Origin of the sequence: Comamonas sp. Y33R10-2, from assembly GCF_019355935.1 — a bacterium.
Lineage (GTDB): Bacteria > Pseudomonadota > Gammaproteobacteria > Burkholderiales > Burkholderiaceae_C > Comamonas.
This window is the reverse complement of the sequence record NZ_CP079925.1, coordinates 1,434,161-1,450,221: the sequence shown is the minus strand read 5'-3', so window position 1 is coordinate 1,450,221 and position 16,061 is coordinate 1,434,161. Positions and strand designations below refer to the sequence as shown.

At 54.3% G+C, this 16,061-nt stretch carries 17 protein-coding genes and 1 tRNA gene; 4 read left to right on the top strand and 14 right to left on the bottom strand.

The features are described from left to right. Positions 1 to 47: 47 nt before the first annotated feature. A complete protein-coding gene (locus KUF54_RS06530; RefSeq protein ID WP_219345837.1) occupies positions 48 to 962 on the bottom strand; it encodes a Dyp-type peroxidase in 915 nt (304 codons plus the stop codon). Between the two features lie 181 nt (positions 963 to 1,143). Here KUF54_RS06530 and KUF54_RS06525 point away from each other — a divergent pair. After that, positions 1,144 to 1,220 (top strand) — tRNA-Val (locus tag KUF54_RS06525). Between the two features lie 459 nt (positions 1,221 to 1,679). Here KUF54_RS06525 and KUF54_RS06520 read toward each other — a convergent pair. The 4 genes from KUF54_RS06520 to KUF54_RS06505 form a co-directional block, all read right to left on the bottom strand. Beyond that, positions 1,680 to 2,192, bottom strand: coding sequence for a DoxX family protein (locus tag KUF54_RS06520; RefSeq protein ID WP_255576339.1), 513 nt, complete (start codon positions 2,190 to 2,192; stop codon positions 1,680 to 1,682). Between the two features lie 111 nt (positions 2,193 to 2,303). Next, positions 2,304 to 2,813, bottom strand: coding sequence for a DUF1097 domain-containing protein (locus KUF54_RS06515; RefSeq protein ID WP_219345836.1), 510 nt, complete (start codon positions 2,811 to 2,813; stop codon positions 2,304 to 2,306). Between the two features lie 98 nt (positions 2,814 to 2,911). Next, positions 2,912 to 3,673, bottom strand: a complete 762-nt coding sequence (locus KUF54_RS06510; RefSeq protein ID WP_219345835.1) for an SDR family oxidoreductase — start codon at positions 3,671 to 3,673, stop codon at positions 2,912 to 2,914. A 54-nt stretch (positions 3,674 to 3,727) separates the two neighbouring features. Beyond that, positions 3,728 to 4,060 (bottom strand): DUF4148 domain-containing protein, encoded by a 333-nt coding sequence (locus KUF54_RS06505; RefSeq protein WP_219345834.1) that lies wholly within the window; start codon positions 4,058 to 4,060, stop codon positions 3,728 to 3,730. Between the two features lie 153 nt (positions 4,061 to 4,213). Here KUF54_RS06505 and KUF54_RS06500 point away from each other — a divergent pair, with 153 nt between their 5' ends. Further along, positions 4,214 to 5,119 carry a LysR family transcriptional regulator gene (locus tag KUF54_RS06500; RefSeq protein WP_219345833.1) on the top strand — a complete coding sequence of 302 codons (906 nt, stop codon included), beginning with the start codon at positions 4,214 to 4,216 and terminating at the stop codon, positions 5,117 to 5,119. A 295-nt stretch (positions 5,120 to 5,414) separates the two neighbouring features. Here the strand turns inward: KUF54_RS06500 and KUF54_RS06495 are convergent, their stop codons facing one another. Together KUF54_RS06495 and KUF54_RS06490 are read right to left on the bottom strand one after the other, a co-directional pair. Continuing rightward, positions 5,415 to 6,053, bottom strand: coding sequence for a 3-oxoacid CoA-transferase subunit B (locus KUF54_RS06495; protein WP_219345832.1), 639 nt, complete (start codon positions 6,051 to 6,053; stop codon positions 5,415 to 5,417). 9 nt (positions 6,054 to 6,062) lie between these two features. Further along, positions 6,063 to 6,776: a CoA transferase subunit A gene (locus KUF54_RS06490; protein WP_219345831.1), complete on the bottom strand. Its 714-nt coding sequence runs from the start codon at positions 6,774 to 6,776 to the stop codon at positions 6,063 to 6,065. Positions 6,777 to 6,850: 74 nt separating this feature from the next. Here KUF54_RS06490 and KUF54_RS06485 point away from each other — a divergent pair, with 74 nt between their 5' ends. Both KUF54_RS06485 and katG read left to right on the top strand, forming a co-directional pair. Then, a complete protein-coding gene (locus KUF54_RS06485; protein ID WP_219345830.1) occupies positions 6,851 to 7,393 on the top strand; it encodes a PAS and helix-turn-helix domain-containing protein in 543 nt (180 codons plus the stop codon). A gap of 341 nt (positions 7,394 to 7,734) precedes the next feature. Then, the gene (gene katG / locus KUF54_RS06480) at positions 7,735 to 9,915 is read left to right on the top strand and encodes a catalase/peroxidase HPI (protein WP_219345829.1); all 2,181 of its coding nucleotides are present in this window, start codon (positions 7,735 to 7,737) and stop codon (positions 9,913 to 9,915) included. Between the two features lie 193 nt (positions 9,916 to 10,108). Here katG and dnaQ read toward each other — a convergent pair whose 3' ends face one another. From dnaQ to KUF54_RS06445, 7 genes are all read right to left on the bottom strand, one after another. Further along, positions 10,109 to 10,834 carry a DNA polymerase III subunit epsilon gene (gene dnaQ / locus KUF54_RS06475; protein ID WP_219345828.1) on the bottom strand — a complete coding sequence of 242 codons (726 nt, stop codon included), beginning with the start codon at positions 10,832 to 10,834 and terminating at the stop codon, positions 10,109 to 10,111. A gap of 140 nt (positions 10,835 to 10,974) precedes the next feature. After that, positions 10,975 to 11,313 carry an ISC system 2Fe-2S type ferredoxin gene (fdx, locus tag KUF54_RS06470; protein WP_219345827.1) on the bottom strand — a complete coding sequence of 113 codons (339 nt, stop codon included), beginning with the start codon at positions 11,311 to 11,313 and terminating at the stop codon, positions 10,975 to 10,977. Between the two features lie 17 nt (positions 11,314 to 11,330). Next, on the bottom strand, positions 11,331 to 13,193 hold the full coding sequence (gene hscA / locus KUF54_RS06465) for a Fe-S protein assembly chaperone HscA (RefSeq protein WP_219345826.1): 1,863 nt from the start codon (positions 13,191 to 13,193) through the stop codon (positions 11,331 to 11,333). Between the two features lie 94 nt (positions 13,194 to 13,287). After that, on the bottom strand, positions 13,288 to 13,806 hold the full coding sequence (hscB, locus tag KUF54_RS06460) for a Fe-S protein assembly co-chaperone HscB (RefSeq protein WP_219345825.1): 519 nt from the start codon (positions 13,804 to 13,806) through the stop codon (positions 13,288 to 13,290). A 142-nt stretch (positions 13,807 to 13,948) separates the two neighbouring features. Continuing rightward, a complete protein-coding gene (gene iscA, locus KUF54_RS06455; protein ID WP_219345824.1) occupies positions 13,949 to 14,272 on the bottom strand; it encodes an iron-sulfur cluster assembly protein IscA in 324 nt (107 codons plus the stop codon). Positions 14,273 to 14,276: 4 nt separating this feature from the next. Next, complete coding sequence (gene iscU, locus KUF54_RS06450) at positions 14,277 to 14,672, bottom strand: Fe-S cluster assembly scaffold IscU (RefSeq protein WP_219345823.1); 396 nt, start codon at positions 14,670 to 14,672, stop codon at positions 14,277 to 14,279. Between the two features lie 34 nt (positions 14,673 to 14,706). Beyond that, complete coding sequence (locus KUF54_RS06445) at positions 14,707 to 15,927, bottom strand: IscS subfamily cysteine desulfurase (protein WP_219345822.1); 1,221 nt, start codon at positions 15,925 to 15,927, stop codon at positions 14,707 to 14,709. Positions 15,928 to 16,061: the final 134 nt, after the last annotated feature.

The following is a 16,061-nucleotide window of genomic DNA, read 5'->3' as shown; positions in this document are numbered from 1 at the left end:
GGGCCATCACGGCCCGTTTTTTATTGCTGATATTTCACTTTAATGAATCAAAGGCCCAGCGCCGTCAAATCCAGCTTGCCCTGCGCCACAGGCGGGCACCAAAAGTAACTACCACTCAAAGGCTTGGAGTAACGAAACAGCGCATCGCTGATACCGTCATCCATCCCCAGCATACGGCGCATCTGGGCTTCAAAGGCATCAAAGCTGCAGCCAAACGCGGAGAACATCAGGCCACTGCGATCAACGCCCTGCGGGCTGACGCTCCACCAGGGCATCGAACGGCGCACCAAAAAAGCTTCAGGCTCAAAGCTCTCCTGCGCGGTGCGCTTGACGTGGGCAGACTCTGGCGCATCATCCAACTCTTCGTTATCGCTTCGGCGGCGGCCCATTGCATGGTCTTGCTCTTGCACAGTCATGTGATTGAACACGGCATAGTTATGCTGCCACTGCTGCAGCACCCAAAAACTACTGCCATCCACTCCTACGCCCTGCCCTGTGGCAATGCCTGCTGTCACAGCATCAGCATCCTGCGGGTTTTCTGTGCCGTCCTCATAGCCTGTCAGATCGCGACCATGACCGTTGTTTGAGCGTTGGTGAACAAACGCATCCACCACCTGATTGAGCGTAAAAGCGGGGGCCAGCATCGCAGCCAACTTGGCGGTCTGCTCAATCAATTCTCCACGCTGATTACCGCGCAGCCACAGACACAACGCCTTCGGCGTACTGGGCGCTTCAAACTCAGGCCCCTTCAACGGTGGAAACTCATGCATCGGCGCAATGCGCTTATCCAGCGCTTGCAATACTTGCTGACCCAAACCAACGACAACCTTATTGCTATCTACAGAGCCCTGCAACGCCTTGAGCGCCACTTGTACCTGCGCTGCCGCCTCAGACAAGGTGAAAAAAACATAGCGCCCCTGTTCAGGTAAAGACGCCAGAATGCCCGCTTGTGCTTTTGTCATGAAATTGCCGATTCAATAGAAGAGAGAAGACTCATCAAAGTTTAGTGGCGAATCAAGACTGACACGATCAAGCCTTAGCCAGCCGGCCTAGATTTGAAAAAATTACTCTCCAAACGCAAAAAAGTCAGTTCTTTCCTAAAACCGGTTTTTTACGCTGCTACAATTGCTTCATCAACGAAACAGGCGCGTAGCTCAGCTGGTTAGAGCACCACCTTGACATGGTGGGGGTCGTTGGTTCGAGTCCAATCGCGCCTACCAAATAAAGCAAGCAAAACCAGTGCTTGCAACAGAAATGCCCGCTAACAAGCGGGCATTTCTGTTTCCGGAGTACGCAACAAGTACGGAAAATATTCCCGACTTGATGGCTCACAGGCGTACTTTTCAGCACAAAACCTGTCGCAATTACCCGATTAATTTGCGTGCTGACGTTCTATGAGTCCAATACCTTTTGCCTCTTGATCTGTTTCTTGATCTGCCCATTGCTTGCATTGGGTGTTGTTGAATAACTCTGTACGCGCAAGCCGCTAGGTTTGCGAGATGCTTCATCCTCGCCGTACTCCCAAGTCCCGTTATCACACCACTAACAGAACGTGCAACTACTCAGGCTCTAAGATCCGCGGTTCATTGAGCTTGACCGACCAGAGTCGGAAGTCGTGGACTAGCCACGGCAGAAGTTTTGGGTTGTTCGCCTCAAAATGGATTCATGCACCAAAGCAATCAGATAGAAAACCGGAGTTTCTTATCTACCGAGTAGTGCCCACTGCCACGTACTGACATGTAGAGAGCGAGAAATCCCATGAGCACGGGAAACTCAATGCCTCGATCTATCCATGGCCACGTGGGACCTAGCGCGTAGCTGATACCCAGCATTTGCAAAAAGATGATGAATGCAACTGGCCGAGTAAACAGTCCCAAAGCGAGCATCACCGCCCCGACGGTTTCAAGCAGCATGACCAAGAACGCTAGCTGAGGTGCGAACGGCAGGCCCATCACGTTCTGTATCAGGTGGATGGAGCCAGCCATAGGGTTGGCCATGGAACCATGCGATGTTCCCAGTGCTTTGGGAATTCCGTGGGTCAGCATGACGACGCCGAACACGCAGCGCAGCAGGGCATACAGCAAGGGTTCCGTCTTGACGTAGATCTTGCCCAGCGCTGGAAATAGCAGTCGCTCGTGGCGCAGTGCGTCTGCCTGCATAACAAGTGGCTGTGTTGTCTCTGTAATTTTCATTGGTGTGCTCCTTTCAAATGAGTCTTTGTGAAGTCCAAGAGCTCTCCACTTCAAAGCACTGCCCAGCTTCTTCGCTGCTCGCGGGCAGTGCATGGGTACTCCAACTTTTGCTTAAGCTCGCAAAGCAACTCTGCTTGCAGCGTTTTGCTGAATGAACTTTTGTAGGGAGTGCGCCAGCAAAGCTGCTGTTGCCCCGAGCGTTGCGGCCAGAGCCAACACTCCAAACGTCGAGATGGACGGAGGTTGGTGTAAAGCGAAGTACGCAACCAGCCCTAAGAAGATGCACAGCAGATTGTTAAAAACGGGTGCCTTCGCTAAGGAAAGTGCAATGACCGTAATGGCGAACACGACGGCACTTATGGCATAGCTGCCCATAACCGGTGCGAGTGCAACCAAAGCATGCGCAGCACCGATGCCCAGCGTCACGCCAATGAACACACAAGCCAGGTTAATCACGCCCTGCTTCAAGTTCAGTCCTCGGGTAAAGAACGAGATCCAGCCCACGAACATGGCCCAGACAGGAATGTCAAAGACCAACAAACTCAGCGTTGCGGCCACAGATGCAATCACTGCCTCGCCAATCACAACCTTAGAGTTTGTAAAAAAAGAGAGATTCGTCATGCTTTGACTCCAGAGATGCAGCAACTTAACGTCGCGCCACGGGGGGCAAAAAATTGGATGTGGTACATGCTTATTTCGAATTTGCTCAATGCAAGCGCTTAGGCGAATCCGCCGTTGGCCCGCACGATCTGAGAGTTGACCCAACTCCCCTCGCCGCCCGCGAGAAAAGACACGACACGTGCGATGTCCTCGGGTTGGCCCAAACGCTCCAAGGGGGCAAGCATGCTGAGCTGGGCCAGTTGCTCATCGGACTTGCCGTTCATAAAAAGCTCTGTTGCAACAGGTCCCGGAGCCACAGCGTTGACAGTGATGCTTCGCCCTCGCAACTCGTTGGTCAATACATGTACCAAACCCTCAACCCCCGCCTTAGCGGCGATGTAGGGGCCATACAGCGGAAAAGACTTGGCAATCACGCTGGTGGACAGCGCGACGATGCTGCCACCTGTTTGCACATGCTGTGCAGCCAGACTCAGCACCAGAAAAGCGCCTCGAAGGTTCGTCTGAATGACGCGATCAAATATCTCAAGGCTGTCAGGGCTTATTGGCGCGAGCGGCATCACACCTGCACTGTGTACAACGGTGTTGATCGAGCCGAAAGCGTTCAACGCCGTTGAAAAGAGGCGATGTGCATCTTCTTCAATGGACACATCTGCTTGAACCGCGATCGCCTCCCCACCAGAAGCCTGGATGGCAGAGACAACCTCCTGGGCTTTTTCGGCGTTGCTGCTGAAATTGACCACGACCTGGAACCCGTCCGCAGCTAGGCGCAACGCTATCGCGCGCCCAATCCCGCGGGAGGCTCCTGTAACGATGGCGGATCGCAAGGGGGAAATTGTGGTTAACGGTTGACTGGTAGCCATAGTGGGTAAATTGCTGGGGCAAAGAGATAGCAGGTAATTCGGTGGCTGATGCGCTTAGCGTCCTTTGGCAGGCTCGGCCGCCTCGCCCTGCAGGCTGACCAAGCGGCTAGCCTCCTGCGCCAGCGCATCAGTGCTGCGCAGACGCAGGTATTCGTCATAAAGCTGGCGATAAGGTAGGCTGGTGAAGTCAGGTGACAACTCGCTGCCAACCATTTGCAACAGGCCTGCGCGCTTCCACAAAGCGAGGTCTGCCAATACCTCCGCGCGAGTAAGCTTTGAGCCGCTGGCAATGCTTGAAACATGGGCTGTGCTCTCCCCAGCGAAGGCACTGAAGGAGGCGCCAGTGGCGCTAAGGCACAAGGCCGCGAGGATGTTTTTTGTGCTCATGGTCAATTACTTTCTATCAACGACTACCGGTGAATGTGGGCTCGGCGCTGGCTCAGGCCACACCGCAGAAGCAATGATGCCGATTGACCAAGAATGAATAAATGGGTTTAAATTGGTCATTTAATTCAAAAATCACTAACAATCAAATCCAGCATGGACCGTTTCGATGCATTGCAGTTGTTCACTCGAATCGTCGAACTCGGGAGCTTTACCGAAGCGGCCAGTGTTCTCAACATCCCCCGTGCCACGGCAACCCACACGATCAAGGCGCTTGAAAAACGACTGGGAGCACGGCTGCTTGACCGAACCACGCGCCAAGTAGTGGCCACCCTGGATGGGAAAGCTTTTTACGAGCGAAGCAAACGGGTTTTGGCTGAACTAGAGGATGCTGAAACCTCTTTGAGCACGAACATCGCCAACCCGCATGGACTGCTCAGGCTGGACCTGCATGGTGTGCATGCCTCGATGATCATCCTGCCGCGCATTGTTGAGTTCAGACAGCGCTATCCAATGATTGAACTCGCGATTAGTAGCGGTGATCGGCTGGTGGATTTGGTCAAAGAAGGTATCGACTGCGTGGTCCGCGCAGGTGAGCCGCGTGATTCTTCATTAGTGGTTCGCAAGCTTGCTGAAATGCCACAGATCATCTGTGCCAGCCCCGAATATCTGACGCGGTATGGCATGCCCACACATCCGAGTGAGTTGGCCAACCACCATGGGGTTGGCTTTTTTTCGCAAGGCCATGACAGCCGTTATCCGTTCTCAGTCCTAGTAGATGGGAAAGTTACAAACTTCGAGGCGAGCGGCTGGATCTCTGTGAGCGATGCAGAGAGTTACACGAGTGCCGCGCTGGCCGGATGCGGACTCATTCAGGTGCCGCGCTTTCGGCTTGAGGAGCACCTGAAAAATGGCCGGCTGGTTCAAGTGCTGCCTGAGTGGGCATGTCCTGAATTGCCTTTGTCTGTCCTCTACCCATTTCACCGCCAACTCTCACCAAGGGTACGCGTTTTTATTGATTGGGCAAGCGGTTTGTACAAAGAAAAATTTGGGCAAACCTGAGCATTGGGATTACGGAGGGATTACCGCCACAGCCATTGCGGCCCACCAGAGCATTACCGGCGAAGGGCGTTGTTTCATAAAAACAGTGCCCAATCCGGTGGGCACGAGACGTGAGCCCACCAAGACCTAAAAAACGTTATCGCTCTACCGACTGAAGCAACACCACTCAACCCTGAAAGCCTGTGGCTCCTCGAAGATTTAGCTGGAAGAGGAGATGTATTGGTTTGCCACTTGCCGCGGCAAACCAAAAGCGCACTGGCTCGGTACTTATGCAGTAACGTCTTAGTTACTGAAATTAGCGAATCAGCGTGACGCCAGTCTTAGACTGAATCTCAGCAAAGCTGACGCCATCAGCCAGCTCCACCAACTTCAGACCTTCAGGCGTCACATCCATCACACCTAAATCAGTGATGATGCGGTCCACCACGCCAAGGCCAGTCAAAGGCAAGGTACAAGCAGGCAAGATTTTCAAGTCTGTTGTACCGTCTTTTTTCTTGGCCACATGCTCCATCAGTACGATGACACGCTTGACGCCGGCCACCAAGTCCATGGCGCCGCCCATGCCCTTGACCATCTTGCCGGGGATCATCCAGTTGGCCAGGTCGCCCTTTTCGGACACTTGCATGGCGCCCAGAATCGACAAATTGATCTTGCCGCCGCGAATCATGGCAAACGATTGATCAGAGCCAAAGATGGCCGAGCCAGCAATCGTGGTGACAGTCTGCTTACCGGCGTTGATCAAGTCAGCGTCGACTTGGTCTTCAGTCGGAAAGGGACCAATGCCCAGCATGCCGTTCTCGGATTGCAGCCACACCTCTTTATCACCCGTGTGGTTGGCCACCAGCGTAGGAATGCCGATACCGAGGTTGACATAGAAGCCGTCTTCGAGTTCCTGGGCCGCACGCGCGGCCATTTGGTCTTGGGTCCAAGGCATGACAGCTCCTTATTTTTTCTCTGTATTAGTTTCGGTGATGGTGCGCTTTTCGATGCGCTTTTCAGGTGTAGCGTTGTGAACAATGCGGTTCACGTAGATGCCTGGCAGATGGATATCATCTGGGGCAATCTCGCCAATCTCCACCAACTCTTCCACTTCGACCACGCAGACCTTGCCGCAAGTTGCCGCTGCAGGGTTGAAGTTACGAGCCGTTAGGCGGAACTGCAAATTTCCGCTTTTGTCCGCTCGCCAAGCTTTAACGAGGGACACGTCAGCAACGATAGAGCGCTCCATCACATAGGTCTCGCCATCGAATTCGCGCAGTTCTTTACCCTCCGCCACCAAGGTGCCCACACCGGTCTTGGTGAAGAACGCGGGGATACCAGCGCCGCCTGCGCGCATCTTCTCGGCCAGCGTGCCTTGGGGGGTAAATTCCAGCTCCAATTCGCCGGCCAGATACTGGCGTTCGAACTCTTTGTTTTCGCCCACGTAACTGGAGATCATTTTTTTGACCTGACGTGTATCCAGCAGCTTGCCCAAACCAAAGCCGTCCACGCCGGCATTGTTCGACGCAACCGTCAGATTCTTGACGCCGCTGGCACACACTGCATCGATCAAAGCTTCAGGAATACCGCACAGGCCAAAGCCGCCAACAGCCAGCAATTGCCCGTCAGCCACAACGCCATCAAGCGCTGCTGCTGCGGATGGGTAGAGTTTTTTCACATTTGTCTCCTTTATCTGGGATGCACTACGATACTACGTACTCAAGTAAGTAGTTTTTCGTAAAGATCAGTACTATGAAGGTGGACTACCAGCTAGCGTTTGATACGGCACCGGTCGGCCTAGTTATTTCGCGCAACCGCATCATGATCGACTGCAATCAGCAGTTATGCGAAATGTTTCATGCATCTCGTGAGCTGTTGATAGGTCAAACGTTTCAGCTGCTCTACCCCAGCGTTGATGAATACGAGCGGCTAGGTGTGCGTATCGGCCCTATCCTCAACACCAAAGGCATTTACTCCGACAGTCGCATCATGAAGCGTGCCAATGGCGAGCTGTTTTGGTGTCATGTCAGTGGCCGTACACAAGACCGCAAAGACCCACATGCGTCGGGAATATGGAGCTTTGAAGACCTCTCGGCACAGCGCGCCGTCAAAGCAGAACTCACAGGCCGTGAGCGCGAGGTGGCCGCGCGACTGCTCGAAGGCATGACCAGCAAAGAAATCGGCAAAGCTCTTGGGATTAGCCACCGTACGGTAGAAATTTACCGTGCCAGATTGATGCGCAAATATGGAGCCTCTACCGCCGCCGATTTAGTACACAAATTAGTATCGATTTGAGAGCAGGATTTATCGCGCAACCTCCTCAAAGATTAGGAGAATTACTTAATCTTAAGACTAATGCTTGTGCAAATGAGTCCGCTCGCATACGCTCAAAATGATCCAAGATTTGGATGAGCCACGCGCTTTGCACAGAACGCTTACCTTCATCTGCATCCGATCAAGCCACTACATTTCTCACTATGAGCAGGCTTAGTAATTTCAATAGCAAAACATGGTCATTTGCTACGCAAGCCACCGATAATAAACATCAATCAATCGTAAACAGCTATTGATTAAATTTGATTGATGTCAATTTACCAAGCCCACCGACTCGTCGGTCTGTTGAAACGGAGAGCCCCATGACTACAGAATCCAAGTGCCCCTTCCACCAAGGTAAAAACAGCGAAACCGCTGTCGTGGGTAACGCCACGGGCAATCAACATTGGTGGCCAGATCGACTGCGCCTTGAACTGCTGAGCCAGCACAATGAAAAAAGCAACCCACTGGGTGAAGATTTTGACTACGCGGCAGCCTTCAATAAACTTGACTATGAGGCACTCAAACGCGATTTGCGCGCCTTGATGACCGACTCGCAAGAGTGGTGGCCAGCAGACTACGGACACTACGGCCCTCAATTTATCCGCATGGCATGGCACAGCGCCGGCACTTACCGCGTGCAAGACGGCCGTGGTGGCGGTGGCCGTGGTCAACAGCGCTTCGCCCCCTTAAACAGCTGGCCAGACAACGTCAACATCGACAAATCCCGCCGCTTGCTGTGGCCCATCAAGCAAAAGTATGGCAACGCCATCTCATGGGCTGACTTGATGATCTTGACCGGCAACGTCGCGCTGGAAACCATGGGCTTTCGCACCTTCGGTTTCTCCGGCGGCCGCGTGGACACTTGGGAACCTGATCAAGACATCTACTGGGGTGCTGAAAAAGAATGGCTCGCCCCCACCAACAACCCCCAAAGCCGTTACTCCGGCGAGCGCGACCTGGAAAACCCACTAGCCGCCGTGCAGATGGGCCTTATCTATGTGAACCCCGAAGGACCCGACGGCAACGGTGACCCCCTAGCTTCGGCCCGTGACATCCGCGACACCTTCGCGCGTATGGCCATGGACGATGAAGAAACTGTCGCCCTGATCGCTGGCGGCCACACCTTCGGCAAGACCCATGGCGCAGGCGATGCTGCCAGCATTGGCGCGGAACCTGAATCTGCAGGCTTGGAAGCCCAAGGCCTTGGCTGGAAGAGCAGCTTTGGCTCGGGCCACGGTAAAGACGCCATCACCTCCGGCTTGGAAGTAACCTGGACGCAAACGCCTACGCAATGGAGCAACTTCTTCTTCGAAAACCTGTTTGGCTTTGAATGGGTAAAGACCACAAGCCCCGCCGGTGCCCTGCAATGGGAGGCCAAGGACGCAGGAGATGTCATCCCTGCCCCCGATGCGGGCGGCGCCAAACGCAAGCCCACCATGCTGACGTCCGACATCGCCCTGCGCGTCGACCCAGCTTATGAAAAAATCTCGCGCCGCTTTCTGGAAAATCCCCAAGCCTTTGCAGAAGCCTTTGCACGCGCCTGGTTCAAGCTGACTCACCGCGATCTGGGTCCACGCTCACGCTACATTGGCCCAGAAGCACCGAAGGAAGAACTGCTGTGGCAAGACGCAGTGCCCAAAGCCACTGAAGCCACCTCTGACGCCACCATCGCTGCTGCCAAAGAAAAAATCGCTGCATCTGGCCTGACCGTGCAAGAGCTTGTCGGCACCGCCTGGGCATCGGCTTCCACCTTCCGCGGCGGCGACAAGCGCGGTGGCGCCAACGGCGCACGCATTCGCCTTGCTCCTCAAAAAGATTGGGCTGCCAACAACCCTACCCAATTGAGCAAGGTACTGGCCGTGCTCGAAAGCATCCGAGCTGATCTGAAAATCTCGCTGGCTGACTTGATCGTACTGGCTGGCAGCGTGGGCGTGGAGCAAGCCGCCGCTGCCGCTGGCGTAACTCTGAAAGTGCCCTTCCGCGCTGGCCGCACAGACGCTTCGCAAGAGCAAACCGATGTGGAGTCGTTCAAGTACTTGGAGCCTAAGGCAGACGGCTTCCGCAACCATTTGCAAGGCAGCTTCCCAGCCGCCCCGGAAGCGCTGCTGATCGACAAGTCGCAGTTGATGACTTTGACCGCTCCAGAAATGACCGTTTTAGTTGGCGGCCTGCGTTCGATCAACATTAACACGGGCGGCAGCACCTATGGCGTGTTGACCAGCAAGCCAGGCCAGCTGAGCACCGACTTCTTCACCAACATTCTGGACATGTCTACACAGTGGACTGACCTGAAAGACGGCACCTACCAAGGTTTGGACCGCAAGACTGGCGCGATGAAGTGGACCGGCACTCGCGTTGACTTGGTGTTTGGCTCGAACTCCATCCTGCGCGCTCTGGCTGAGGTGTATGCCGAAAAGGGCAACGAGCAAAAGTTCTATAACGACTTCGTGGCCGCTTGGGTCAAGGTCATGGAACTGGACCGTTTTGACCTGAAGAAGTAATGCGAGCAGGCCGGACTCCGCTCCGGCCTATGCGGTCTATACGGCCCCTGTGCTGACGCAAAAACACAAACGCCCTCAGTAAATTCAAAGTTTACTGAGGGCGTTTACGTTATTAAACGTCCTGGAAATTCAGGCCCGAGAAAAAGCCTGAATTTAGACCTTCACACTTTCTGTGACTGATGCCAGATGACTCTTAGGCACCCACATTTTCAAAGCTGCGCCATGCAGTCTTACCGCCGCTGGATTTATCCAGTTGCTGAAGCACATCATCATGCGCCTGCTGCTCTTGCTCATTAGCACGTAACACCGGCAGCTTGAAGGTGCTCAGATCTACAGACGGTATGACAATCGCGCCAGCAGTTTGCGCCTCTGCAGGCTCCTCTGTCATCAGCAGCGCATCTTGACCACGCGTGAGATTGATGTAGACATCGGCTAGCAACTCCGAGTCCAGCAAAGCACCGTGCAGTGTGCGGTTGGAGTTGTCAACGCCAAGGCGGTCACACAAAGAATCCAACGAGTTGCGCTTACCCGGGTACATTTCCTTGGCCATGACCAAGGTGTCAATCACACCCGAAACACATTTCTGGATGGGCGGACGTTTGGCCAGTTTGAGCTCGTTGTTCAGAAACCCCAAGTCAAACGGCGCGTTGTGAATGATGATCTCGGCGCCTTGCAGGTACTCCCAGATCTCATCAATCTTGTCAGCAAAACGCGGTTTGTCCTTTAAGAACTCCGTCGTGATACCGTGTACACGCAACGCATCCGGATGGCTGTCCCGGCCCGCATTGAAGTACAGGTGCAGATTGTTGCCTGTGAGCTTGCGGTTCACCATCTCCACGCAACCTAGCTCAATCAAGCGGTCACCTTCAAAGACCGACAAGCCCGTTGTTTCTGTATCCAGAATAATTTGGCGCGACATTCGTTTTCTCTCCATTACCTGCAACAACGCGCCAAAACTGGCACAAGCCAAGTCGGGATGCCAAGCAAGAGCCGCCTCGCGGCAAAGGCATCGTCCCCCTCCCGAAGAGAGAGGGGGAAGCGGCGCAGCCGCCCAGGGGGTCAGTGATTCTCTTTAGCGTGATTGATGGAGTATTTGGGAATCTCCACAGTCACATTCTCACGTGCCAAAATAGTTTGGCAAGACAGGCGCGACTGAGGCTGTAGGCCCCATGCGCGGTCGAGCAAGTCTTCCTCTTCCTCTTGCGCTTCATTGAGCGAGTTGAGGCCTTCCTTGACGATAACGTGGCACGTCGTGCAAGCACAGCTCATATCGCAAGCGTGCTCAATATTGACACCGTTATCCAGCATGGCTTCGCAGATCGAAGTGCCAACAGGTGCGTCAATTTCTTTGCCTTCTGGGCAATATTCAGCGTGAGGAAGAATTTTGATGATGGGCATATTGTTCTGCTTATGAATTAAATAGAGTTCAAATCTTTACCGGCCAGCGCCTTTTGAATGCTGCGGTTCATACGCTCTGCCGCAAATGCTTCTGTGCCCTTGGCCAAGGCCTGAGTCGCGCCTTCCACAACGGCAGGATCTTCGCTGGAAACCGCTGCGTGCAACGCCTGCATCAAGGCATCAATTAGCTCTCGCTCTGCGCTGCTGAGCACATCACCATCGGCAGCCAATGCACTGTTGGTTGCCAAAATCATACGATCTGCATCCACACGTGCCTCAACCAAGGCGCGAGCCTTCATGTCTTGCTGAGCTGTCGCAAAGCCATCTTGCAGCATCTGGGCAATTTGATCATCAGACAAACCATAGGATGGCTTGACGTTGATGCTCGCTTCCACGCCACTGAGTTGCTCTTTGGCGCTAACGGCCAGCAAGCCATCAGCATCCACCGTAAAGGTCACGCGAATGCGCGCTGCACCTGCCGCCATGGGCGGGATACCGCGCAGCTCAAAGCGCGCCAAACTGCGGCAGTCTGCCACTAAGTCACGCTCGCCTTGCACCACGTGAATAGCCAGTGCGGTTTGACCATCCTTGTACGTGGTGAAGTCCTGCGCACGCGCTGTGGGAATAGTTTCGTTACGAGTGATGATGCGCTCAGCCAGACCGCCCATAGTCTCCACACCCAGCGAAAGCGGTATCACATCCAGCAGCAGCAAATCACCGGCCGTGCTGTTGCCAGCCAATTGATTGGCTTGAATGGCCGCGCCCAGCGCTACCACTTCATCGGGGTTGAGATTGGTGAGTGGCTCGCTGCCAAAGAAATCAGCAACCGCCTGACGAATCTGGGGCATGCGAGTAGAGCCGCCCACCATCACCACGCCCTGCACTTCATCACGGCTGAGCTCTGCATCCTTGAGCGCACGGCGCACGGCTGACAAACTCTTAGCAGTTAAGTGAGCAGTCAGTCCAATGAACTCATCACGTTTAACGTCAAAAGTGACTGAACCCGAGGAAATATCGGCAGTAAACGCTACGATTTCTGCATCGGTCAAAGCCTGCTTGCAGTTGCGTGCAGCAATACGCCAAATGGTTTTATCCGCCCCGCTTTGCAGCTGCGTGCCTGTCTTTTCGGCCACCCACGCCGCCAAAGCATCGTCATAATCATCGCCGCCTAAAGCAGAGTCACCGCCAGTGGCAATGACTTCAAACACACCTTGTGAAAGGCGTAGCACGGAGATATCAAACGTGCCGCCGCCTAAGTCATACACGGCGTAGACACCTTCAGAGGCGTTGTCCAAACCGTAGGCAATGGCAGCTGCAGTAGGTTCGTTAATCAAGCGCAGCAAGTTGATGCCGGCCAGCTTGGCTGCATCTTTGGTGGCCTGACGTTGGGCATCATCAAAGTAAGCAGGCACTGTGATGACGGCGCCGTAGAGCTCGTCGTCAAAAGTGTCTTCTGCACGAAAGCGCAGCGTGGCCAGAATCTCAGCGCTGATTTCGATGGGCGTCTTCGCACCATCAATCGTTTCAATGGTGATGACGCTGCTGTCACCATCGGTCTTGAATTGATAAGGCAGGTTTTGCGGCTCGTCGATATCCGACAGACTGCGGCCCATAAAGCGCTTGGCAGAGCTAATGGTGTTAGCCGCATCGGAAGCCTGGGCGGCCTTAGCGTCAAAACCGATCTGGCGGCGACCCATTTCCATATAACGAACCACGGATGGCAAAAGCACGCGGCCTTGATCATCAGGCAGGCATTCAGATACACCATTGCGCACAGAAGCGACCAGCGAATGCGTGGTGCCAAGGTCAATGCCTACAGCAATGCGTCGCTGATGAGGATCGGGCGATTGGCCGGGCTCGGAAATCTGCAAAAGCGCCATGAAATTCTTCTTTTGGAATGTCAAAGGCCAGTGGAGCTGGCCTTTTTAAGATGGATATATCCCGAGGGCAATGCCTCGAATTGTGCTCTGGGTCTTATTGTCCCAGTTGATCGCGACGGCGCTCCACATCTTGCGCAAATCGCGCAACAAACATGAGGGCTCTCACCTGCTGAACTGCTGCAGCGGGGTCATTCACTTCATCCAGCAGTCGAGCGCATTCCGCCAGCATTTGCTTTTTGGCGCTGAGCACTTCGTCATCCAGCGCATCCAGCGCCGACTCCGAAGTTGCATCTTCCAAAGATTCACGCCAATCCATCTGCTGCATCAAAAAAGCGGCGGGCATGGAGGTGTTGTCTTCAGCCCGCACAGGAGCGCCCAGTAACTCACACAAGTACGCTGCGCGCTTGAGTGGATCCTTCAGTCGTTGATAAGCCTCGTTGATACGCACAGACCACTGCATGGCAACGCGCTGAGCAGCTGCGCCTTGTGCAGAAAAGCGATCTGGATGTGCCTCACGCTGAAGCTCTTTCCAGCGTGCATCAATCTGGCTGCGCTCTTGCGCAAATTTGCACGGCAGGCCAAACAATTCAAAGTCGTCAGATTGCAGATTCATGGCATTAAAAAACCGCCTTCAGCGAGGCTGAGGCGGTTCAGTACTAAAACTGGACGCAATGCACATCAGTGACACCAAGCAAGAGCCGCCTCGCAGCGAAGGTGTCGTCCCCTTGGGGGAAGGCGCAAAGCGACTCAGGGGGTTAAATCCGGAAGCTCTCGCCACAACCACAACGATCACGCTCGTTAGGGTTGGTGAACTTAAAGCCCTCGTTCAGGCCTTCGCGCACAAAGTCCAGCACGGTGCCGTCGATATAGGCCAGGCTCTTGGGATCGACCAGCACCTTAATGCCTTGATCTTCAAAAACCACGTCATCAGGCAAGATCTCATCCACATACTCCAACTTGTAAGCCAAGCCAGAGCAGCCTGTGGTCTTGACGCCCAAACGGACGCCAACACCCTTGCCACGACGCGAGAGATAGCGATTCACATGACGGGCAGCCGCCTCGGTCATTGAAATAGCCATAGCCTCAAGCTTCCGCTGTGGTGCGCTTTGCGCGGTAGTCGTTCACTGCAGCCTTGATGGCATCTTCCGCCAAAATGGAGCAGTGGACTTTCACAGGAGGCAGAGCCAGTTCTTCAGCGATCTGGCTGTTCTTCAGAGCCGCCGCTTCGTCCAAAGTCTTGCCCTTGACCCATTCGGTCACCAGCGAAGAAGACGCAATGGCAGAGCCACAGCCATAGGTCTTGAAACGCGCATCTTCAATCACGCCCGTGGAAGGGTTGACCTTGATTTGCAGTTTCATCACGTCGCCGCAAGCTGGGGCGCCGACCATGCCCGTGCCAACAGTGTCATCACCCTTGTCAAAGGAACCCACATTGCGGGGGTTTTCATAGTGGTCTACCACTTTTTCAGAATAAGCCATGGTGTCTACCTCTTGAACTCTTAGTAATCGGTACTTAGTGTGCAGCCCATTGAATAGTGCTGAGGTCGATGCCGTCTTTAAACATCTCCCACAGTGGGCTCAATTCGCGCAGCTTCAACACGTTTTCACGAATCGTCTTGATTGCGTAGTCAATTTCTTCTTCAGTCGTAAAGCGACCAAAAGTCATGCGCAGCGAGCTGTGAGCCAGCTCATCGCTGCGGCCTAAGGCACGCAACACATAGCTGGGCTCCAGGCTGGCAGAGGTGCAAGCTGAGCCAGAAGACACGGCCAGACCCTTGATACCCATGATCAAAGACTCGCCTTCAACGTAGTTGAAGCTCATGTTCAGGTAATGGGGAACGCCGTTCTCCATGTCACCGTTCACAAAGACTTGCTCCAAATCCTTCAGGCCGTCGAGCAGGCGTTGACGCAGGGCACGAGCGTGCTCCATGTCCTTAGGCATCTCTTCCTTGGCGATGCGGAAAGCCTCACCCATACCCACGATCTGGTGCGTAGCCAGCGTACCCGAGCGCATACCGCGCTCATGACCGCCGCCGTGCATTTGCGCTTCAAGACGCACACGAGGCTTGCGGCGCACGTACAGAGCACCGATACCCTTAGGGCCATAAGTCTTGTGCGATGCCAAGCTCATCAAATCGATGGGCATGTTTTGCATATCCAAAACCATCTTGCCGGAGGCTTGTGCAGCATCCACGTGGAAGATGATGCCCTTTTCGCGGCACAGCGCACCGATGGCGTTCAGATCCTGAACCACACCGATTTCATTGTTCACAGCCATCACGCTAGCCAGAATGGTGTCAGGACGGATTGCCGCCTTGAACACTTCCAGATCCAACAGACCGTTTTCATTGACATCTAGGTAAGTGACTTCAAAGCCTTGACGCTCCAGCTCACGCATGGTGTCAAGCACAGCCTTGTGCTCGGTTTTCACCGTGATCAGGTGCTTGCCCTTGCCTTGGTAGAAGTGCGCAGCGCCCTTGATGGCCAGATTGTCAGACTCGGTCGCACCGCTGGTCCACACGATTTCGCGCGGATCAGCATTGATCAGATCGGCCACTTGTTTGCGGGCGTTCTCAATCGCTTCTTCAGCTTCCCAGCCCCAAGCATGGCTACGCGATGCTGCGTTACCAAAGTGCTCACGCAACCAAGGAATCATTGCGTCAACAACGCGAGGATCCATAGGAGTAGTTGCGCCGTAGTCGAGATAAATGGGAAAGTGCGGGGTCATGTCCATGACTGGCTCATCTTGTTATTGGCTGACAGATCGTGAGGAAATCGATGCACTCTAGGTGCGGCCAAGGCGAAGAAACATGCCGCACAGCCGTGCATGCTTTTTTGCCCTGACTATCGGAATCAGGCTTTAACCGA